The sequence below is a fragment of the Nocardioides aurantiacus genome, from assembly GCF_003752505.1.
GTDB lineage: Bacteria > Actinomycetota > Actinomycetes > Propionibacteriales > Nocardioidaceae > Marmoricola > Marmoricola aurantiacus.
Genome location: NZ_RKHO01000001.1, coordinates 690900 through 709791, shown reverse-complemented (window position 1 = coordinate 709791; position 18892 = coordinate 690900). Strand labels below are relative to the sequence as shown.

Sequence of the window (18892 nt, the reverse complement as noted above, 5' to 3'; positions counted from 1 at the left end):
GCGGAGCCGCCGACCCGGCTCAGCCCGCCGCCGGGTCCTCGCCCGCGGCCCGCAGCAGCCGGGCGGCGGTCTCGCGCAAGGAGTCCCGCAGCTCGGCGGGCTCGAGCACCTCGAGCTCGTGGCCCAGGCTCAGCAGGAAGCCGACGAACCACAGCAGGTCCTCGCCGCCCGCGGTCAGCACGCACGCGCCGGGCCCGTCCTGCTCCAGGCGGCCCGTCGACGGGCTGACCTGCTCGGCGAGCTCCTCGATCGGGGCCTGGACCCGCACCCGGGCGACGTAGCGGTAGGGCGAGGCGGAGACCGCACGCTGCACGAACCCCGCGGGGTCCGGGTGCTCGCGCGGGGTGAACCGCCAGGTGGTCACCTCGAGGTCCTCGACGCGGTCGAGCCGGAAGGTGCGCCAGTCGTCGCGGTCGAGGTCGAACGCCATGAGGTACCACCGACGGCTGGTGGCCACGAGCCGGACCGGCTCGACCAGCCGCCGGCTCTCGGTGCCGTCGTGGGAGCGGTAGCCGAACCGCAGCCGCACCGTGTCGCGGCAGGCCCGGGCGGTGCGCAGCAGCAGCTCGCCGTCGACCTGCACCCCGCCGCCGGTGAGCGTCTCGGTGGCGTCGTGGATGGCCCGCACCTCGCTGCGCAGCCGCGGCGGCATCACCTGGTCGAGCTTGGCCAGCGTGCGCACGGCCGCCTCGCTGGCCCCCGCCACGGTGCCCCCGGCGGCCAGCCGGAGCGAGACCGCGACGGCCACGGCCTCCTCGTCGGCCAGCAGCAGCGGCGGCAGCGCCCGGCCCGCCCCGAGCTGGTAGCCGCCGCCGGCCCCGTGCGCGGACCCCACGGGGTAGCCGAGCTCGCGCAGCCGCTCCACGTCGCGCCGGATGCTCCGGGTGGTGACGCCGAGCCGGTCGGCCAGCTCCCCGCCCGACCACACCGGCCGCGACTGCAGCAGCGCCAGCAGCGTCAGCACGCGCGCGGTGGTGTTCACGGCCCCACTCTCGCAGCGCCGCCGGACAGGACCTGTCCGCTGCGCGAGGCAGGGTGCGCCGCGAGGCAGGGTGGACCCATGAGCACCCCCACCGCCCCGACCACCGACTGGACCCGTCTCCTGCTCGAGCAGCTGGAGTGGCACTGGGCGCACCAGCTGCGACCACGGCTGGAGGGGCTGTCCGACGAGGAGTACACCTGGGAGCCGGTGCCGGGCTGCTGGAGCGTCCGCCCGCGCGGCCGTTCCTCGGCCCCGGTGCAGGCGGGCTCCGGGGCGTTCACCATCGACTTCGCCTTCCCCGAGCCCGAACCGAGCCCGGTCACCACGATCGCCTGGCGCCTGGGCCACGTCGTGGTCGGCGCGCTGGCCGTCCGCAACGCCGCCCACTTCGGCGGCGCGCCCGCCGACTACGCCTCCTGGGAGTACGCCGGCACCGCCACCGAGGCGCTGGAGCAGCTCGACGACGCCCACGACCGGTGGGTGCGCGGCGTACGCACCCTCGACGCCCAGGCGCTGGCGCAGCCCTGCGGGGAGGAGGGTTTCGAGCACGACCCCATGGCCGCGCTGGTGCTGCACGTCCACCGCGAGGTGGTGCACCACGGTGCCGAGGTCTGCCTGCTGCGCGACCTCCACCACGCCCGCACGCGGGCTGAGCGGGGTCAGCGGTTGCTGTAGTCCCGGAAGCCGCGCTTGGTCTTGCGACCGAGGTAGCCGGCCGTGACGAGGTGCTCCAGGAGCGGAGCCGGGGCGAAGCCCGGCTCGCGGAACTCCAGGTAGAGCTCGCGCTGGATCGCCAGCGACACGTCGTTGCCGACCACGTCGAGCAGCTCGAAGGGCCCCATCGGCAGCGCACAGCCCTGCTTCATCGCCGTGTCGATGTCGTCGGCCGTGGCGTAGTGCGCCTCGAGCATCCGGATCGCGTCGTTGAGGTAGGGGAAGAGCAGCGCGTTGACGATAAAGCCCGCGCGGTCGCCGCAGGACACGGCCACCTTGCCGACCTTGGCGCACAGCGCGCTGACGGTCTCGGCGACGTCGTCGCTGGTGGCGACGGTGGAGACCACCTCGACCAGCTTCATGATCGGCGCCGGGTTGAAGAAGTGCATGCCGATGACGTCCTGCGGCCGGTCGGTGGCCGAGGCGCACTCGATGATCGGCAGCGAGGAGGTCGTGGTGGCCAGGATCGCGCCGGGCTTGCAGATCTCGTCGAGGTTCTCGAACAACGTCGTCTTGACCTTGAGGTCCTCCGCGATCGCCTCGATCACGATGTCGACGTCACCGAGGTCGTCGAGCGAGGTCGAGCCGGTCAGCCGACCCAGCACCTCGGCCTTGGCCGACTCCTCGAGCTTGCCGCGCTGGATCGCCTTGTCGAGCGAGCGCTCGATGGTGGCCGAGACGCCGGCGACCTTGTCCTGGCTGCGGCCGACGTAGGTCACGGCGTACCCCGCCTTGGCCATCACCTCGACGATGCCGGTGGCCATCGTGCCGGTGCCGACCACGCCGACGCGCTGGATGTCGTGCTTGAGCTCGGGGGCGTCGTCGGCCGACGGGGTGCGGTCGTCGGGGACCACCACGGGGCTGTCGGCGGCCTCGTAGGAGTAGAAGCCTCGACCGGACTTGCGGCCCAGCAGGCCCGCGGTGACCATCTGCTTGAGGATCGGGGCGGGGGCGTGGAGGCGGTCGCGGCCCTGGCGGTACATCGTCTCCAGGATCTCGTAGGCCGTGTCGAGGCCGATCAGGTCGAGCAGGGCCAGCGGCCCCATCGGGTAGCCGCAGCCGAAGCGCATCGCCGCGTCGATGTCCTCGCGGGAGGCGTAGCGGTTCTCGTACATCGACACCGCGTGGTTGAGGTAGCCGAAGAGCAGGGTGTTGGCGATGAAGCCGGCCTTGTCGCCGCACACCACGGGGTTCTTGCCCAGCGTGCGCACCAGCGCCGAGACGTCCTCGACCACCGACGGCTCGGTGACGACCGTGCGGACCACCTCGACGAAGCCCTGCACCGGGGCGGGGTTGAAGAAGTGGACGCCCACGACCCGGCCCGGGCTGGCGTTGGCGGTCGAGATCTCGGTGACCGAGAGCGAGGAGGTGTTGGTGGCGAGCACCGCGGTGGGCTTCACGACCGCCTCGAGGTCGGCGAAGATCTGCTTCTTCACCGCCAGCGACTCCACGACCGCCTCGACCACGAGGTCGGCGTCGGCGAGCCCGGACAGCGAGGTCGCGAAGCTGACCCGGCCCAGCAGCTCGGTCTGCTCCTCCTCGGTGAGCTTGCCGCGCTTGACCGCGCGGGCGGTGGAGCCCTCCAGGTGCTGGCGGCCCTTGGTGATCCCGTCCTCGTCGACCTCGACCCCGACGACGTCGTAGCCGTGCCGGGCGAAGACCTCGGCGATGCCGGCCCCCATGGTGCCCAGGCCGATGACGCCGATGGTCTTGAACTCGCGTGTCCCGGTGCTCATGCCGGGCATCCTGCCACGGGTTACCGACGGGTCAGGTGTGTGACCGATCACGCGCGGTGGGTCACCCGACGAGGCCGGCGACCAGGCCGGTGACCTCGTCCGCGCAGCCCCACGACAGGGTGACGCCGGCGCCGCCGTGGCCGTAGTTGTGCACCACGCGGCCCGCGGCCTCCAGGCGCACCGAGGGGCGTGCGGGGCGCAGCCCGACCCGGTGGGCGACCACGCGCCCGGCGGCCAGCCCGGGCACCAGCCGGGTCGCGCGCTGCAGCACGGCGGTCGCGGTCCCGAGGTCCGGCGTACGGCTCCACTCGCCCTCGTCGGCGGTGCCGCCGACGACGACCACCTCACCCCGTGGCACGACGTACGTCGGACCGGCGGCGTCGAGCCACCAGCGGTCCAGCTCCACCCCCGCGAGGTGCACCACCTGCCCGCGGACCGGGCCGACGCTGCGGTCGGCGGCCAGCAGCCGGGCGCCCATCCCGGCGCAGTTGACGACCACCTCGTCGTCGGCCGGGGGCGGCAGCGCACTCAGGCTCATCCGGGTCACGGTGCCGCCCAGCCGCTCGACCCGCGCGCGGAGCCAGTCCAGGTGCACCGGCATGTCGACCACCGGAGCGGCGAAGGACCACGCGTCGGCGTACCCCTGCGGCGCGGCGACGCGGTCCAGCCGCGGCACGGCGTCCACCCACCAGGGGTCGGCCACGGCCGCGGCGTGCACCTCCGTGCCCGGCAGCACGCGCACGCCGCTGCCCGGCTCGTCGACGAGCGCCGCCAGCGCGGCGTACGTCGTGGCGCCCCAGGCCGTGACGCGCTCCTGCGGCAGCGCGCGGTAGGGGTACCAGAGCGCGGCCGCGACCACCGAGGTGGTCTCGCGGGGCAGGTCACGGGCCAGCACGTCGACGCGGTGGCCCGCCTCGAGGAGCCGGACGGCGGTGGTCAGGCCGACCACGCCGGTGCCCACGACCACCACCCGTGCGACCGGTGTCCCCATGGGCCCAGCATCGCAGGTAGATTCACCGGCCGTGAGGATCGTCGTCGCGAGGTGCCAGGTCGACTACGCGGGACGGCTCACCGCCCACCTGCCGATGGCGACGCGGGTGCTGATGCTCAAGTCCGACGGATCGGTGCTGGTGCACTCCGACGGCGGCTCCTACAAGCCGCTGAACTGGATGAGCCCGCCGTGCACCGTCAGGGAGGGCCTCTCCGAGGACGGCCAGGTCGAGTGGCTGGTCGAGGCGAAGAGCGGCGACTCGCTGCGGATCCTCGTCGAGGAGATCGTCGCGGACTCCACCCACGACCTCGGCGTCGACCCCGGCCTGCAGAAGGACGGGGTCGAGAAGCACCTCCAGGAGCTGCTCGCCGACCACCCCGCCACGCTGCACGAGGGCCTGACCCTCGTCCGCCGCGAGTTCCCCACCGCCATCGGCCCGGTCGACCTGATGTGCCGCGACGCCGGCGGCCTCTCGGTGGCCGTCGAGATCAAGCGCCGCGGCGAGATCGACGGGGTCGAGCAGCTGACGCGCTACCTCGAGCTGCTCAACCGCGACCCGGCCCTGACGCGCCTCGGGGCCGTGCGCGGCATCTTCGCCGCCCAGGAGATCAAGCCCCAGGCCCGCGTGCTCGCCACCGACCGCGGCATCGCCTGCCGGGTCGTCGACTACGACGCCCTGCGCGGCATGGACGACCCGAGCGAGCGCCTCTTCTAGCCGGGGCCTCGTCCCGCCGGTCCGGTCGGGTCGAGCCCGTCGGGACCCGTCAGTCCTCCGCCCGCCGGAGCGGGAACGTCATCCGGAACGTCGTGCCCCCGGCACCGCTGCGCACGACCTCGATGGTGCCGGCGTGGGCCTCCACGATCGCCAGCGCGATGGTGAGGCCGAGGCCGGCGCCCGGGGTCTGCTGGGCCACCGCGGTCGGGGCGCGGAAGAGGCGCTCGAAGAGCTGGTCGGGGTCCTCGTCGCCGATGCCGACGCCGGTGTCGACGACGTCGATCTCGGCCTGACCGCGCCCGGGTCGCAGCACGACGCGGACCGAGCCGCCGGCGGGGGTGAACTTGATGGCGTTGGAGAGCAGGTTGTCCATCGCCTGCCCGAGGCGGTCGCGGTCGCCGTACATCGCCACCGCCGCGCCGGGGGTCTCCAGCGACAGGTGGAGCTGCGCCTCCTCGGCGCGCGGACGCCCGGCCTCGACGGCCTCGCGCACGACCCGCTCGAGGTCGATCTCGGCCGTGCGGATGGCCAGGCCCGACTCCTCGATCGCGACCAGGGTCAGCAGGTCGTCCACCAGCCGGAGCTCACGCTCGGCGCTGCGCATGATCACCGACAGGAACCGTTGCCCCTGCGGGCTGAGGTCCTCCAGGTCGGTCATCAGCTCGCCGTAGCCGATCATCGAGGTCAGCGGGGTCCGCAGCTCGTGCGAGACGGTCGCGAAGAACTCGTCCTTGACCCGGTCGTTCTCCTCCTGGAGCCGACGGCGCTCGGAGATGTCGCGGACCGCGGCCGAGACCAGCAGCCCGTCCTCGGTCTCCAGCGGCGAGAGGGTCACCTCGACGGGGAACTCGGTGCCGTCCTTGCGGCGGGCGTGCAGGTCGCCGGCCAGGCCCATCGGACGGGTCCGCGGCTCGCTCACGTAGCCGTTGCGGAAGGCCATGTGCATCCCGGAGTAGCGGTCCGGGACGAGGATCTCCACGGGCTCGCCCACCAGCTCGGCGCGGTGGTAGCCGAACATCTGCTCCACCTGGGCGTTGACGAGGGTGATGATGCCGTCGCGGTTGACGATGACCATGCCGTCCGGCGCCGCCTCGAGGAGACCGCGGAAGAGCTTGGTCTGCTGGTACTTGTCGGTGGAGTCGCGCATCCCGATGGAGACGTAGGGCCCGCGGTCGGTCTGCACGGGGGCCAGCGCGAGGTCGACGCGATGGGTGCCGCCCATGGCGTCGGCGACCTGGCAGGACCGGACCGTCACCTCGACGCCGTTGTCGACGACCGCCTGGACCGCCGCCCCCTGGAACAGGTGCATCGAGTCCCGTCCGAAGTCCTGCACCCGACGGCCCACGAGGGCCTCGGCCGGCAGCGCCAGCAGGTCGCCGGCGTGCCCGTTGGCCACCACGACGACCCCGCCGGCGTCGACGAGCACGGTGGCCTCGTCGGCCTTGAGCAGGGTGTCGGTGAGCAGGCCGTAGTGCCAGGGCTCCTGCTCGTGCAGCTGCTGCATGGGGGGCGATCCGCCTCGGTCTCAAGCGTGGGCGACCGGCCTCCTGGTCGCTCCATCCGTCCGCCTCGCACAGTACGACGTCGTGGGACGCGTGTGACGGGGTACGACTCGTCGGGCGACAATTTGAGCCGCTCGAACTAGACCAGTTGGTGGGCCACCCGGATCGCGTCGACGATGCCGCCCATCGCCTGGGTCAGGCTGAAGTCCTTGGGCGTGAACACCGCGGCGACCCCCAGCTCCTTGAGGGCACGGGCGTCACGGTCGGGGATGATCCCGCCCACGATCACCGGCACGTCGTCCAGACCGGCGTCCCGCATCTGGTCGAGCACGTCCGGCACCAGCTCCATGTGCGACCCGGACAGGATCGACAGGCCGACGCAGTGGACGTCCTCGGCCACGGCCGCGGCCACGATCTGGGCCGGGGTGAGCCGGATGCCCTGGTAGACGACCTCGAAGCCGGCGTCACGTGCCCGGACCGCGACCTGCTCCGCGCCGTTGGAGTGGCCGTCGAGACCGGGCTTCCCGACCAGCAGCCGCAGCCGCCCGCCGAGCTCCTCCGAGGTCGCCCGCACCCGCTCGCGCACCGCGGTCAGCTCGGCGCCGGCGTCGGCCACGCCGACCGCGCCGGACACCCCGGTGGGGGCGCGGAACTCGCCGAACACCTCGCGCAGCGTGCCGGCCCACTCCCCCGTCGTCGCCCCGGCGCGCGCCGCGACGAGCGTGGCGGCCATCAGGTTCGTGTCGGTCTTGGCGGCGGCGGCCAGCTCGGCCAACGCCCGGTCGACGGCGCCCTGGTCGCGCCCGGCCCGCCACTGCTCGAGCCCGGCGAGGGCCGAGCGCTCGGCCTCGGGGTCGGCGGCCTGGATCGCGCCGTCGAGGTCGGCCGTCAGCGGCGACTCGGCGGTGGTCTCGAAGCGGTTGACCCCGACCACGACCTCCTCGCCGCTCTCGATGCGGCCCCGGCGGGCGGCGTGGCTGCTGACCAGCGCCTGCTTCATGTAGCCGGACTCGACGGCGGCGACGGCTCCGCCGAGGGCCTGCACGCGGTCCATCTCGGCGCGGGCGTCGGCCACCAGCTGGGCGACCTTGGCCTCGACGACGTGGCTGCCCTCGAAGAGGTCGTCGTACTCCAGCAGGTCGGACTCGAAGGCGAGCACCTGCTGCAGCCGCAGCGACCACTGCTGGTCCCACGGGCGGGGCAGTCCGAGCGCCTCGTTCCAGGCGGGCAGCTGCACCGCGCGGGCCCGGGCCTGCTTGGACAGCGTGACGCCGAGCATCTCCAGCACGATGCGCTGCACGTTGTTCTCCGGCTGCGCCTCGGTCAGCCCCAGCGAGTTGACCTGCACGCCGTAGCGGAACCGACGCATCTTCTCGTCGGTGACGCCGTAGCGCTCGCGGGTGATCTCGTCCCACAGCTGCACGAAGGCGCGCATCTTGCACATCTCCTCGACGAACCGCACGCCGGCGTTGACGAAGAAGGAGATGCGGCCCACGACCCTGCCGAAGTCCTCCTCCGAGACCTGCCCGGAGTCGCGCACGGCGTCGAGGACGGCGATGGCGGTGCACAACGCGTAGGCCAGCTCCTGCGTCGGCGTCGCCCCGGCCTCCTGCAGGTGGTAGCTGCAGATGTTGATCGGGTTCCACTTCGGGATCTCGTGGACGGTGTAGGCGATGACGTCGGCGATCAGCCGCAGCGAGTGCTCGGGCGGGAACACGTAGGTCCCGCGGGAGAGGTACTCCTTGATGATGTCGTTCTGGGTGGTGCCCGCGAGCTGCGCCGCGACCTCGGTCGGGTCGAGATCGGGGTTCTGCTCCTCGGCGACCACCTGGTAGAGCGCGAGCAGCCACATCGCGGTGGCGTTGATGGTCATCGAGGTGTTCATCCCGGTCAGCGGGATGTCCTCGAACAGCCGTCGCATCTCACCGAGGTGCGGCACCGGCACGCCGACCTTGCCGACCTCGCCGCGGGCCAGCGGGCTGTCGGGGTCGTAGCCGGTCTGCGTCGGGAGGTCGAAGGCCACCGAGAGGCCGGTCTGCCCCTTGGAGAGGTTGTTGCGGTAGAGCTTGTTGGACTCCGCGGCCGAGCTGTGGCCGGCGTAGGTCCGCATCACCCAGGGGCGGTCCTTCTCGGGCCGGGGGGACGGCGGAGGCGGCGTCTGGCTCATGGGGCTGAGGTTAGGCCCGATGGCTACCGCCGGGTAAGGGATGTGCACTGCGTCACACGCGGGACATCTCACACGCCTCGGACCGAGGTGTCGGAGCGGTGCGCCGGCTCCACGGCCAGCAGCCCCCGCAGGTGCGAGAGGTGCAGCAGCCGTCGTACGCCGCTCGTGCAGCCCCGCAGCACCACCCGGCGCCCCTGGCGCTGCGCGCTCCGGCTGGCCACCGCCAGCAGCTTGAGCGTGGTCAGGTCGACCGAGTCGACGCCGCCGAGGTCGACGACCACCGTGCCGTGGCCCTCCGCCAGGGCGTCGTACACCAGGGCGCGCAGCGTGGCCGTGCAGCGCACGTCGAGCGTGCCGCCCAGCACGATCGTGCTCCCGTTCGTGGAGTGCTCCACGAGCACCACCCCCTGCCTACCCCTGCCCATCCTCGACGCCCGACACACCTCGGGGGTTCCGTGACGCGCCCGGGAGGCCCGGCTGGCGGGGATCCGCCCGACCTCAGTCGTCGACGCGGCTGACGTCGGCGCCGACCGCGGCCAGCGTCTCGGCGAACCGCGGGTAGCCGCGGTCGACGTGGTGGCCCTCGGCCACCAGGGTGGTGCCCTGCGAGGCCAGGCCGGCGAGCACCAGCGCCGCGCCGGCGCGGATGTCGTGCGCCTCCACGGGGGCGCCCGAGAGCAGCGGCGTGCCCCGGACCACGGCGTGGTGGCCGTCGGTGCGCAGGTCCGCCCCGAGCCGGGCCAGCTCCTGGGCGAACATGAAGCGCGCCTCGAAGACGTTCTCGGTGATCATCGCGGTGCCCTCGGAGACCGCGGCCAGGGCCATCGCGAACGGCTGCAGGTCGGTGGGGAACCCCGGGTAGGGCAGCGTCACCACGTCGAAGGCCCGCAGCCGGCGCTCGCAGCGGACCGTGAACCCGTCCGGGTCGACGTCGAGCTCCAACCCGGCGGCCACCAGCTTGTCGAGCACGAGGTCGAGGTGCTCGGCCACGCCGGCGCCGACGTGCAGCTCCCCGCCGGCGATCGCCGTCGCGAAGACCCAGGTGCCGGTGACGATCCGGTCGGTGACGGTGCGGTGCTCCACCGGCGCGAGCCGGTCCACGCCCTCCACCTCGAGCGTCGGGCTGCCGACCCCGTCGATGCGTGCCCCCATCGCCTGGAGCATCCGGCACAGGTCGACGATCTCGGGCTCGCGGGCGACGTTGTCGATCACGGTGCGGCCCTGCGCCAGCACCGCGGCCATCAGCAGGTTCTCGGTGGCCCCGACCGAGGGGAAGTCCAGCGCGATCTCGGCGCCGACGAGCCGGCGACCGGCCACCTCGGCGACGACCTGGCCGTGCTCGATGCGGACCGACGCGCCGAGCGCCTCGAGGCCCTGGATGTGCATGTCGAGACCGCGCGAGCCGATCGCGTCACCGCCGGGCAGGGCGACGCTGGCGCGGTGGCACCGGGCGGTCAGCGGACCGAGGACCGCGATCGAGGCCCGGAGCCGGCGTACGAGCTCGTAGGGGGCCTCGGGCTGCAGCTTCTCCGGCACGTCGACCACGGCGCGACCGGCGGTCGAGGCGGCGGGGTCGGAGGGCTCGGGGTAGGTGATCTCGACGGTGCAGCCCAGCCGCTCCAGCAGGTCGCCCATCACGGCGACGTCGAGGATGCGCGGGACGTTGTGGACCACCGAGCGGCCGGGCGCGAGCAGGGTCGCGGCGAGCAGCTTGAGCGCGGAGTTCTTGGCGCCCCCGACCTCGACCGCACCGGCCAGGGGTCGGGTGAAGGGACCCTCGGACACGACCCGGAAGCTCCCCATACCGGGAGGCTAACGGAGCGGGCGGTCACCGCCCCTCTCTAGGGTGGGCCCCATGGTGAACCTCACGCGCATCTACACCCGGACCGGGGACGACGGCAGCACGCGACTGGGGGACATGAGCGAGACGAGCAAGACCGACGCCCGGCTGCAGGCCTACGCCGACGTCGACGAGGCCAACGCCCACCTCGGTGTCGCGCTGAGCGCGGGCGGTCTCGAGGAGGACGTCGTGCGCGTCCTGACCCACGTGCAGAACGACCTGTTCGACGTCGGCGCCGACTTCTGCACGCCGGTCGTGCCGGACCCGGAGTACCCCCCGCTGCGCATCGAGCCCGACTACGTCGACCGCCTCGAGGCGTGGTGCGACGAGTACAACGAGCACCTGCCCAAGCTGCGGTCCTTCATCCTCAACGGGGGTACGCCGGGGGCGGCCCACCTCCACGTCGCGCGGACCGTGTGCCGCCGGGCGGAGCGCTCCGCCTGGGCGGCGTGGGAGCACCACGCCGACTCGATGAACGTCCTGGCGATCCGCTACCTCAACCGGCTCTCGGACCTGCTGTTCATCCTCGCCCGCCACGCCAACCGCGACCTGGGCGACGTGCTGTGGGTGCCCGGAGGCGAGCGCGGGGTCGAGCGCGGCAGCGCCGCGCCGGACCAGGGCTAGCGCGAGGGGCGCGAGCCCGGCGGACCGGCCTCGAGCCAGGACTGCAGGCCGGTGAGCGACTGCGGGCTCATCGCGAGCTCCACCTCCCCCGCCGGGGTGGAGCAGTGCACGACGAGGTGGCCGGAGTAGAGGGCGTAGCCCTCCTCCTCGTCGGTCGCACGCTGGGACTCCAACGTCAGGTCGTTGCGGCCCCACGTGCGGCGCGGCCGCGGCAGCGGCGAGAAGATGCGGAACCACTCGAGGTGGTCGTCGCGGTAGCGGCCCAGGCCGAGCGCCCAGCCCCGGCCGGCCGGCTGGCGGGGGTCACGGACGCTGAGCTCGAAGGTGCCGCCGTGGCGGGCCAGCACCCGCCGGCGTACGACGAGCACGACGCCCAGCACGAGGACGAGCAGCAGCAGTGCGCCGACGACGTCGAGCAGCACGAGCCACCACGCCATCCGATCCTCGTTCCGCCGCCGTCGGTTGTGGCGCTCAGCGTAGGAGACGGCGGGAAACGACGAGGGGCCGCCCCGGTCTCCCGGGGCGACCCCTCGTCGCGTGCGTGCTGGCTACCTGGTCAGGACGCCTGCTCCACGGCCCGGATCCGGGCCTCGAGGCGGCGTACCTCGGCCTGCGCGTCGTCCTCGTTCTCGCCGGACTGCTTCGCCCGCTCGAGGTCGCTGCGGGCCTGCTCCAGGTCGATCTCGTGCGACATCTCCGCGCGCTCGGACAGGATCGAGACGCGGTTGTGGGCGACCGAGAGGAAGCCCGCGTCCACCGCCGCGACCCAGGTCTCGCCGTCGGTGGTCTGGATGTCGACGACACCGTCCACCATCAGCGAGAGCAGCGGCGCGTGGTGCGGCAGGATGCCGACGTCGCCCTCGGTGGTGCGGGCGATGACGCGCGTCGCGTCGCCGGACCACACCAGGCGGTCCGCCGCGACGAGCTCGACGCGGATCGCGTCGTCGGTCACGAGGACTCCCCGGTCTTGCCCTGGATCTCCGCCCACTTCTTCTCGACGTCGTCCAGGCCACCACACATGAAGAAGGCCTGCTCGGCGACGTGGTCGTACTCGCCGTCGGCGATCTTGTTGAAGGCCTCGATCGTGTCGGCCACGGGGACCGTCGAGCCCTCGATGCCGGTGAACTGCTTGGCGACGTAGGTGTTCTGCGAGAGGAACCGCTGGATGCGACGGGCCCGCGAGACGATGACCTTGTCCTCCTCCGACAGCTCGTCGACGCCGAGGATCGCGATGATGTCCTGGAGCTCCTTGTTGCGCTGCAGGATCTGCTTGATCCGGATGGCGCAGTCGTAGTGCGCCTGACCGATGTACTGCGCGTCGAGGATCCGCGAGGTCGAGGTCAGCGGGTCCACGGCCGGGTAGATGCCCAGCGACGCGATCTCGCGGGACAGCTCGGTCGTGGCGTCGAGGTGCGCGAACGTCGTGGCCGGCGCCGGGTCGGTGTAGTCGTCGGCGGGGACGTAGATCGCCTGCATCGAGGTGATCGAGTGACCGCGCGTGGAGGTGATGCGCTCCTGGAGCTGACCCATCTCGTCGGCCAGGTTGGGCTGGTAGCCCACGGCGGAGGGCATCCGACCCAGCAGGGTCGAGACCTCCGAACCGGCCTGGGTGAACCGGAAGATGTTGTCGATGAAGAGCAGCACGTCCTGGTTCTGCACGTCGCGGAAGTACTCCGCCATCGTCAGCGCGGACAGCGCGACCCGCAGGCGGGTGCCCGGCGGCTCGTCCATCTGGCCGAAGACGAGGGCGGTCTGGCCGATGACGCCGGCCTCCTCCATCTCGACGATGAGGTCGTTGCCCTCACGGGTGCGCTCGCCGACACCGGCGAACACCGAGACGCCACCGTGGTCCTTGGCGACGCGGGCGATCATCTCCTGGATCAGCACGGTCTTGCCGACGCCGGCTCCACCGAACAGGCCGATCTTGCCGCCCTGGACGTAGGGCGTGAGCAGGTCGATGACCTTGATGCCGGTCTCGAACATCTGGGTCTTGGACTCCAGCTGGTCGAACGCCGGGGCCTGGCGGTGGATGCCCCACCGCTCCGTGACGTCGAGCTCCTCGCCCTCCTCGAGGTTGAGGCACTCGCCGAGGGCGTTGAAGACGTGGCCCTTGGTGACGTCGCCGACCGGCACCGAGATCGGGTTGCCGGTGTCGCGCACCTGGGCACCGCGCACGAGGCCGTCGGTGGGCTGCAGCGAGACGGCGCGGACCATGCCGTCACCGATGTGGAGCGCGACCTCCATGGAGAGGATCCGCTTCTCGCCGCTCAGGTCGAGCTCGACCTCGAGCTTGTTGTACATCTCGGGCATCGCGTCGCTGGCGAACTCGACGTCGACGACCGGACCGGTGACGCGGGCGATGCGGCCCACCCCGCCCTGGTCCTTCTGGGTCTTGTGCTCATCAACAGTGGCAGTCATGGCTCTCTCACTCACTCCCGGCGTTCGCGTCGGCCAGCGCGTTGACGCCACCGACGATCTCGCTGATTTCCTGGGTAATGCCGGCCTGGCGGGCCTGGTTGGCGATTCGGGTGTACTTCTTGATCAGCTCGTCGGCGTTGTCCGTGGCCGACTTCATCGCCTTCTGGCGGGCGGCGAGCTCGGAGGCGGCCGCCTGCAGCAGGGCGAAGAAGATCCGGCTCTGGACGTAGCGCGGCAGCAGCCCGTCGAGGACCTCGGCCGGGGACGGCTCGAACTCGTAGAGCGGCAGCACGTCGGCCTCCGCGGGCTTCTCCTCGCCCTCGACCACCTCGAGCGGCAGCAGCCGCACCGCGGTGGGCTCCTGCACGAGCATCGACCGGAAGCGCGTGTAGACCACGTGCACCTCGTCGACGCCCTCGGAGCCCTCGAGCGCCTTGCTCTCCTCGGGGTTCTCCGGGTCGTGCAGGAAGGCGCCGATCAGCGCCTCGCCGATCTCGCGGGCCACCTCGTAGCTGGGCTGGTCGGAGTGACCGGTCCAGGTCTTGACGACCGGGCGGTTGCGGAACCGCAGGTAGCCCTCGCCCTTGCGTCCGGAGACGTAGAGCTCGACCTCCTTGCCCTCCTCGCGCAGCTTGGAGGACAGTCGCTCGGCCTCCTTGAGCACGCTCGAGGAGTAGGCCCCCGCCAGACCACGGTCGCTGGTCACGATCAGCACGGCGACCCGCTTGGGGTCCTCGGGCTCCGTGGTCAGCGGGTGGTCGACGTTGGAGAACGTCGCGACGGCCGAGACCGCCCGCGTCAGCTCACGGGCGTACGGCGCTGCCGCCTGCGCCCGCTGCTGCGCCTTGATGATGCGGGACGCAGCAATGAGCTCCATGGCACGCGTGATCTTCTTCATCGACTCGGTCGACTTGATCCGCGCGCGGTACTCACGCAGCGAGAGAGCCATGGTGGATCAGCTCCGCTTCTGCTTGACGATCTGCTCCTGCTCGACGTCCTCGTCCTCCAGGGCCTCGGCCTCGGCTTCCTTGCCGGGCTTGATCGAGCCTCCGTCGGAGGTCTCGAACTGGTCCAGGAAGGAGTCGTAGGCGCTCTTCACGCCGTCCTCGTCCTCGAACTTCTGGCTCTCGCGGATGCCCGAGAGGATGCCGTCGTGCGAGCGGTGGAGGTAGTCGAGGAACTCCTGCTCGAAGCGGAGCACGTCCTCGGTGGGGACCCGGTCCAGGCTGCCCGAGGTGCCGAGCCACAGCGAGACGACCATGTTCTCCAGCGGGTACGGCGAGTAGGCGGGCTGCTTGAGCAGGGCCATCAGGCGCTGACCACGGTCGAGCTGCTGGCGCGAGGCCGCGTCGAGGTCGGAGGCGAACATCGCGAACGCCTCCATCGCGCGGAACTGCGCCAGGTCGACCTTGAGCGAGCCGGTGACGGCCTTCATCGCCTTCGTCATGGCGGCACCACCCACGCGCGAGACCGAGACGCCCACGTCGATGGCGGGGCGCTGGTTGGACGCGAACAGGTCGGACTGCAGGAAGATCTGCCCGTCGGTGATCGAGATGACGTTGGTCGGGATGAACGCCGAGACGTCGTTGGCCTTGGTCTCCACGATCGGCAGCCCGGTCATGGACCCGTGGCCGAGGTCGTCGGAGAGCTTGGCGCAACGCTCGAGCAGCCGGCTGTGCAGGTAGAACACGTCGCCGGGGAACGCCTCGCGGCCCGGCGGGCGGCGCAGCAGCAGCGACACGGCGCGGTAGGCGTCGGCCTGCTTGCTCAGGTCGTCGAAGATGATCAGGACGTGCTTGCCGTCGTACATCCAGTGCTGGCCGATGGCCGAGCCGGTGTAGGGGGCGAGGTACTTGAAGCCGGCGGAGTCGGAGGCGGGAGCGGCCACGATGGTGGTGTACTCCAGCGCGCCGGACTCCTCGAGGGCGCCACGCACCGAGGCGATGGTCGAGCCCTTCTGGCCGATCGCGACGTAGATGCAGCGGACCTGCTTGTCCGGGTCACCGGAGTCCCAGTTCTGCTTCTGGTTGATGATCGTGTCGATCGCGATCGTCGTCTTGCCCGTCGAGCGGTCGCCGATGATGAGCTGGCGCTGACCGCGGCCGATCGGGGTCAGGGCGTCGATCGCCTTGATGCCGGTGGCCAGCGGCTCGTGGACCGACTTGCGGGCCATCACGCCGGGGGCCTGCAGCTCGAGCGCACGCCGGTCGGTGGTCTCGATCTCGCCGAGGCCGTCGATGGGCTTGCCGAGCGGGTCCACCACGCGGCCCAGGAAGTTGTCGCCGACGGGGACCGAGAGGATCTCGCCGGTCCGGCTGACCTTCTGGCCCTCCTCGATGCCGTCGAACTCACCGAGGATGACGACGCCGATCTCCCGGGTGTCCAGGTTGAGGGCGAGGCCCAGGGTGCCGTTCTCGAACTCCAGCAGCTCGTTGGCCATGCACGAGGGCAGGCCCGAGACACGGGCGATGCCGTCGCCGGCCTCCGCCACGATGCCGACCTCTTCCTTGCTGGCCGCCTCCGGCTGGTAGTCCGAGACGAAGCGCTGCAGTGCGTCCCGGATCTCCTCCGGACGGATCGAAAGGTCCGTCATTTCTCATCCCTACTCTCTGGTGCGTGAAGCGAAGTGTGAAGTGGTGGAGCGGTCGCAGGCCTCAGCCGGCGAGCCGACGACGGGCGTCGTCGAGGCGGCTGGCCACGGTGCCGTCGATGACGTCGTCACCGATCTCCACGCGCATCCCGCCGATCAGGCCGGGCTCGACGATGACGTTGAGGTGCACCGGACGGTCGTACTGACGGCCGAGAGCGGCCGCGAGCCGCTCCTCGTCGCCGGCGGTGAGCTCCTTGGCGACGCGGACGGTCGCGACCCGCGCCCCGTGGGCGTCGGCCGCGATCTTCTGGTACTCCTCGATGGCGATCGAGACGGTGCGCTCGGTGCCCGCGAGGGCCTGCTCGGTCAGGCGCAGGGTCGCCGGGAGGGTCCGGCCCTCGAGCAGGGACCGCAGCAGCGCGGCCTTGTCCTGCGTCGAACGGGCCGGGTCGGACAGCGCCGACCGGAGGTCCGGCTCCTGCTCCAGCAGCCGGCCGACGGTGAAGAGCTCGTCGGAGAGACGCTCGGCGTCGTCCCCGGCCGAGTCCACGACCGCGACCACCCCGAGGTGCTCCAGCGCGTCCGCCAGGTCGCGGGGGCGCGTCCAGCGACGCTCCACCGCGTCGGCGACCAGGTCGAGCGCCGGGGCGCCGACCTTGCCGTCGAGCAGTTGACGCACCAGGCCGGACTTGGCCCGGGACTCGGTGGAGACGTCGGTGACCATGCGGCGCACCGAGGCCTCGCGCCGCAGCACGCCGGCCACCGCGAAGAGGTCGTCGCCCACCTGCGAGAGGCCGGCCGCGTCCGTGCCGCCCTGGCCCAGCTTCTGGGTCAGGTCGGCCAGGGCGTCCGCCGACGGCCCGCGCAGATCGGAACGTGCCATCAGACGGAACCTCCGGAGGTGGTGCTGCCGCCCGTGGTGTCACCCGCGGAGCGGGCGCCCTCGTGCAGCTCGAGGTCGGCCAGGAAGCGGTCGACGACCCGCGAGGAGCGGTCGTCGTCCTCCAGGCTCTCGCCCACGATGCGACCGGCGAGCGAGGTGGCGAGCGCGCCCACCTCGGCCCGCAGCGACGTCAGCGCCTGCTGGCGCTCCGCCTCGATCTGGGACTTGCCGTGCTCGACGATGCGGGTCGACTCGGACTGGGCCTGGTCGCGCATCTCGGCCACGATCTGGGCGCCCTGCTCGCGCGCCTCCTCACGGATGCGCGCCGCCTCGTGGCGGGCGTCCGCGAGCTGCTGCTCGAGCTCGTGGAGCTTGGCGTCGGCCTCGGCCTGCTTGGTCTCGGCCGCCTTGAGCCCGCCCTCGATCGCCGACGTCCGCTCCGCGAACGTCTTCTCGAACGTGGGCACGACGAACTTGCGGATCAGGAAGAACAGGATCGCGAAGACGACGAGCGCGACGATGACCTCGACGGGCTCTACCGCGAGCGGGCTCGGCTCCGCCGACATTGGGATGGGGTACGACATGTGTCGCTCTCCTCGGTCGTTGGAGAGTGGACTACTGGATCACGAACGCGAGCGCGATACCGATGATCGCGAGCGCCTCGGCGAGCGCGAAGCCCAGGATCGCGATGCTCTGCAGCCGGCCCTGGGCCTCGGGCTGACGGGCGACGCCGTTGATGTAGGCGGCGAAGATCAGGCCGATGCCGATGCCGGGGCCGATAGCGGCCAGACCGTAGCCGACCATGTTAAGCGAGCCACCCATGACGGCTCTCCTCTCGAGTTGGCAGCACTGCTGCGCTGTCGTGTTGTGCGGATGTATTCAGTTGTGGGTCCCGGCCGAGGCCGGGGAGATCAGTGCTCGTCGGCGAGGGCGCCGGCGATGTAGGTCGCGTTGAGCAGCACGAAGACGTAGGCCTGGAGGAACTGCACCAGCAGCTCCAGGAAGCTGACCGCGATGGCCATGATCCAGGCGGCGACGCCGGCGACCGGGTAGAACCAGTTGTCCGAGTGCAGCACGAGGTACTCGCCACCGACCGCGAACAGGATCAGCAGCAGGTGGCCGGCGAACATGTTGGCGAAGAGTCGCAGCGCCAGCGTGACCGGTCGGACGATGAGGTTGGAGAAGAACTCCAGCGGGATCAGCAGGGGCAGCAGCGCCACCCCGACGCCCGAGGGCACGCACTGGAGCTTGAGGTAGCCCAGGAAGCCGTGCTTGCGGATGCCGACGGCGTTGTAGACCAGCCAGCTCAGACCGGCCAGGGCGTAGGCCATGGAGGCCCGGCTGAAGGTCGGGAACTGGATGAACGGGATCGCGGCGAACCAGTTGTTGATCAGGATGAAGAAGAACATCGCGACCAGGTAGGGCACGTAGGGCATGAAGTCGCGCGAGCCGATGATGTCGCGGCCCACGCCGTTGCGGACGCCGCTGTAGGCCTGCTCGCCGGCGAACTGGAGCCGCCCGGGGACCATCGCGCGCTTGCGGGCCGCGAGGTAGAGGAAGCCGAAGACGAGGACCGCGCCGAGGACCAGCTGCAGCATCGGCTTGGTGACGCCGACGCCCGCGACGCTGAACACGGGGGGCAGGTCGAAGCTGGCCGGGCCGGGGGCCTCGAATCCACCCTCGCCGCCCTCGGCGGCGCGGAGGACAAGTCCGGTCACGTTCAAAGCGAT

Annotated in this window: 19 protein-coding genes; 3 read left to right on the top strand and 16 right to left on the bottom strand. The window is 71.7% G+C overall.

Annotated elements, in window-relative coordinates:
* Positions 1 to 19: 19 nt before the first annotated feature.
* The gene (locus EDD33_RS03515; protein ID WP_123389124.1) at positions 20 to 982 is read right to left on the bottom strand and encodes a helix-turn-helix transcriptional regulator; all 963 of its coding nucleotides are present in this window, start codon (positions 980 to 982) and stop codon (positions 20 to 22) included.
* A gap of 78 nt (positions 983 to 1060) precedes the next feature.
* On the opposite strand from EDD33_RS03515, the gene EDD33_RS03510 reads away from it, so the two are divergent.
* Positions 1061 to 1657, top strand: coding sequence for a DinB family protein (locus tag EDD33_RS03510; RefSeq protein ID WP_123389123.1), 597 nt, complete (start codon positions 1061 to 1063; stop codon positions 1655 to 1657).
* Here the strand turns inward: EDD33_RS03510 and EDD33_RS03505 are convergent.
* Together EDD33_RS03505 and EDD33_RS03500 are read right to left on the bottom strand one after the other, a co-directional pair.
* On the bottom strand, positions 1642 to 3432 hold the full coding sequence (locus EDD33_RS03505) for a 3-hydroxyacyl-CoA dehydrogenase family protein (protein WP_123389122.1): 1791 nt from the start codon (positions 3430 to 3432) through the stop codon (positions 1642 to 1644). The genes EDD33_RS03510 and EDD33_RS03505 overlap by 16 nt on opposite strands.
* Positions 3433 to 3493: 61 nt before the next feature.
* Entirely contained in the window at positions 3494 to 4423 is a 930-nt protein-coding gene (locus EDD33_RS03500; RefSeq protein ID WP_123389121.1) for an FAD-dependent oxidoreductase, read from the bottom strand.
* Between EDD33_RS03500 and nucS the strand changes: the two genes are divergently transcribed.
* Positions 4422 to 5138 (top strand): endonuclease NucS, encoded by a 717-nt coding sequence (gene nucS / locus EDD33_RS03495; protein WP_123389120.1) that lies wholly within the window; start codon positions 4422 to 4424, stop codon positions 5136 to 5138. The two genes, EDD33_RS03500 and nucS, sit on opposite strands and share 2 nt — an antisense overlap.
* A 49-nt stretch (positions 5139 to 5187) precedes the next feature.
* On the opposite strand, the gene EDD33_RS03490 is transcribed toward nucS, so the two are convergent.
* From EDD33_RS03490 to murA, 4 genes are all read right to left on the bottom strand, one after another.
* A complete protein-coding gene (locus EDD33_RS03490; protein WP_123389119.1) occupies positions 5188 to 6642 on the bottom strand; it encodes a PAS domain S-box protein in 1455 nt (484 codons plus the stop codon).
* A 137-nt stretch (positions 6643 to 6779) separates the two neighbouring features.
* Entirely contained in the window at positions 6780 to 8807 is a 2028-nt protein-coding gene (locus EDD33_RS03485; protein WP_123389118.1) for a protein meaA, read from the bottom strand.
* A gap of 68 nt (positions 8808 to 8875) precedes the next feature.
* Positions 8876 to 9202: an STAS domain-containing protein gene (locus tag EDD33_RS03480; protein WP_246003348.1), complete on the bottom strand. Its 327-nt coding sequence runs from the start codon at positions 9200 to 9202 to the stop codon at positions 8876 to 8878.
* 103 nt (positions 9203 to 9305) lie between these two features.
* Complete coding sequence (murA, locus tag EDD33_RS03475) at positions 9306 to 10610, bottom strand: UDP-N-acetylglucosamine 1-carboxyvinyltransferase (RefSeq protein WP_123389116.1); 1305 nt, start codon at positions 10608 to 10610, stop codon at positions 9306 to 9308.
* A 52-nt stretch (positions 10611 to 10662) separates the two neighbouring features.
* On the opposite strand from murA, the gene EDD33_RS03470 reads away from it, so the two are divergent.
* Entirely contained in the window at positions 10663 to 11271 is a 609-nt protein-coding gene (locus EDD33_RS03470) for a cob(I)yrinic acid a,c-diamide adenosyltransferase (RefSeq protein ID WP_123389115.1), read from the top strand.
* On the opposite strand, the gene EDD33_RS03465 is transcribed toward EDD33_RS03470, so the two are convergent.
* The 9 genes from EDD33_RS03465 to atpB all read right to left on the bottom strand — a co-directional run bounded on the left by EDD33_RS03465 (position 11268) and on the right by atpB (position 18880).
* Complete coding sequence (locus EDD33_RS03465; protein ID WP_123389114.1) at positions 11268 to 11708, bottom strand: DUF2550 domain-containing protein; 441 nt, start codon at positions 11706 to 11708, stop codon at positions 11268 to 11270. The genes EDD33_RS03470 and EDD33_RS03465 overlap by 4 nt on opposite strands.
* A 119-nt stretch (positions 11709 to 11827) precedes the next feature.
* Entirely contained in the window at positions 11828 to 12223 is a 396-nt protein-coding gene (locus EDD33_RS03460) for a F0F1 ATP synthase subunit epsilon (RefSeq protein WP_123389113.1), read from the bottom strand.
* Entirely contained in the window at positions 12220 to 13689 is a 1470-nt protein-coding gene (gene atpD, locus EDD33_RS03455; RefSeq protein WP_056536866.1) for a F0F1 ATP synthase subunit beta, read from the bottom strand. The genes EDD33_RS03460 and atpD overlap by 4 nt, the downstream gene beginning before the upstream one ends.
* A gap of 7 nt (positions 13690 to 13696) precedes the next feature.
* A complete protein-coding gene (locus tag EDD33_RS03450) occupies positions 13697 to 14638 on the bottom strand; it encodes a F0F1 ATP synthase subunit gamma (RefSeq protein WP_123389112.1) in 942 nt (313 codons plus the stop codon).
* 6 nt (positions 14639 to 14644) lie between these two features.
* Positions 14645 to 16282: a F0F1 ATP synthase subunit alpha gene (atpA, locus tag EDD33_RS03445; RefSeq protein WP_123389111.1), complete on the bottom strand. Its 1638-nt coding sequence runs from the start codon at positions 16280 to 16282 to the stop codon at positions 14645 to 14647.
* 61 nt (positions 16283 to 16343) lie between these two features.
* Entirely contained in the window at positions 16344 to 17162 is an 819-nt protein-coding gene (locus EDD33_RS03440; protein WP_123389110.1) for a F0F1 ATP synthase subunit delta, read from the bottom strand.
* Positions 17162 to 17746, bottom strand: a complete 585-nt coding sequence (locus EDD33_RS03435; RefSeq protein ID WP_246003346.1) for a F0F1 ATP synthase subunit B — start codon at positions 17744 to 17746, stop codon at positions 17162 to 17164. The genes EDD33_RS03440 and EDD33_RS03435 overlap by 1 nt, the downstream gene beginning before the upstream one ends.
* A gap of 31 nt (positions 17747 to 17777) precedes the next feature.
* Positions 17778 to 17984 (bottom strand): ATP synthase F0 subunit C, encoded by a 207-nt coding sequence (gene atpE / locus EDD33_RS03430; protein ID WP_056536851.1) that lies wholly within the window; start codon positions 17982 to 17984, stop codon positions 17778 to 17780.
* Between the two features lie 89 nt (positions 17985 to 18073).
* On the bottom strand, positions 18074 to 18880 hold the full coding sequence (gene atpB / locus EDD33_RS03425) for a F0F1 ATP synthase subunit A (protein ID WP_056536848.1): 807 nt from the start codon (positions 18878 to 18880) through the stop codon (positions 18074 to 18076).
* Positions 18881 to 18892 lie beyond the last annotated feature (12 nt).

What these genes read in the sequence shown, in the direction of transcription:
- EDD33_RS03510 (WP_123389123.1), top strand. Translation starts at nt 1,061, where the DNA reads ATGAGCACCCCCACCGCCCCGACCACCGACTGGACCCGTCTCCTGCTC.
- EDD33_RS03505 (WP_123389122.1), bottom strand. Translation starts at nt 3,432, where the DNA reads ATGAGCACCGGGACACGCGAGTTCAAGACCATCGGCGTCATCGGCCTG.
- nucS (WP_123389120.1), top strand. Translation starts at nt 4,422, where the DNA reads ATGGGCCCAGCATCGCAGGTAGATTCACCGGCCGTGAGGATCGTCGTC.
- EDD33_RS03500 (WP_123389121.1), bottom strand. Translation starts at nt 4,423, where the DNA reads ATGGGGACACCGGTCGCACGGGTGGTGGTCGTGGGCACCGGCGTGGTC.
- EDD33_RS03490 (WP_123389119.1), bottom strand. Translation starts at nt 6,642, where the DNA reads ATGCAGCAGCTGCACGAGCAGGAGCCCTGGCACTACGGCCTGCTCACC.
- EDD33_RS03485 (WP_123389118.1), bottom strand. Translation starts at nt 8,807, where the DNA reads ATGAGCCAGACGCCGCCTCCGCCGTCCCCCCGGCCCGAGAAGGACCGC.
- murA (WP_123389116.1), bottom strand. Translation starts at nt 10,610, where the DNA reads ATGGGGAGCTTCCGGGTCGTGTCCGAGGGTCCCTTCACCCGACCCCTG.
- EDD33_RS03470 (WP_123389115.1), top strand. Translation starts at nt 10,663, where the DNA reads ATGGTGAACCTCACGCGCATCTACACCCGGACCGGGGACGACGGCAGC.
- EDD33_RS03465 (WP_123389114.1), bottom strand. Translation starts at nt 11,708, where the DNA reads ATGGCGTGGTGGCTCGTGCTGCTCGACGTCGTCGGCGCACTGCTGCTG.
- atpD (WP_056536866.1), bottom strand. Translation starts at nt 13,689, where the DNA reads ATGACTGCCACTGTTGATGAGCACAAGACCCAGAAGGACCAGGGCGGG.
- EDD33_RS03450 (WP_123389112.1), bottom strand. Translation starts at nt 14,638, where the DNA reads ATGGCTCTCTCGCTGCGTGAGTACCGCGCGCGGATCAAGTCGACCGAG.
- atpA (WP_123389111.1), bottom strand. Translation starts at nt 16,282, where the DNA reads ATGACGGACCTTTCGATCCGTCCGGAGGAGATCCGGGACGCACTGCAG.
- EDD33_RS03440 (WP_123389110.1), bottom strand. Translation starts at nt 17,162, where the DNA reads ATGGCACGTTCCGATCTGCGCGGGCCGTCGGCGGACGCCCTGGCCGAC.
- EDD33_RS03435 (WP_246003346.1), bottom strand. Translation starts at nt 17,746, where the DNA reads ATGTCGTACCCCATCCCAATGTCGGCGGAGCCGAGCCCGCTCGCGGTA.
- atpE (WP_056536851.1), bottom strand. Translation starts at nt 17,984, where the DNA reads ATGGGTGGCTCGCTTAACATGGTCGGCTACGGTCTGGCCGCTATCGGC.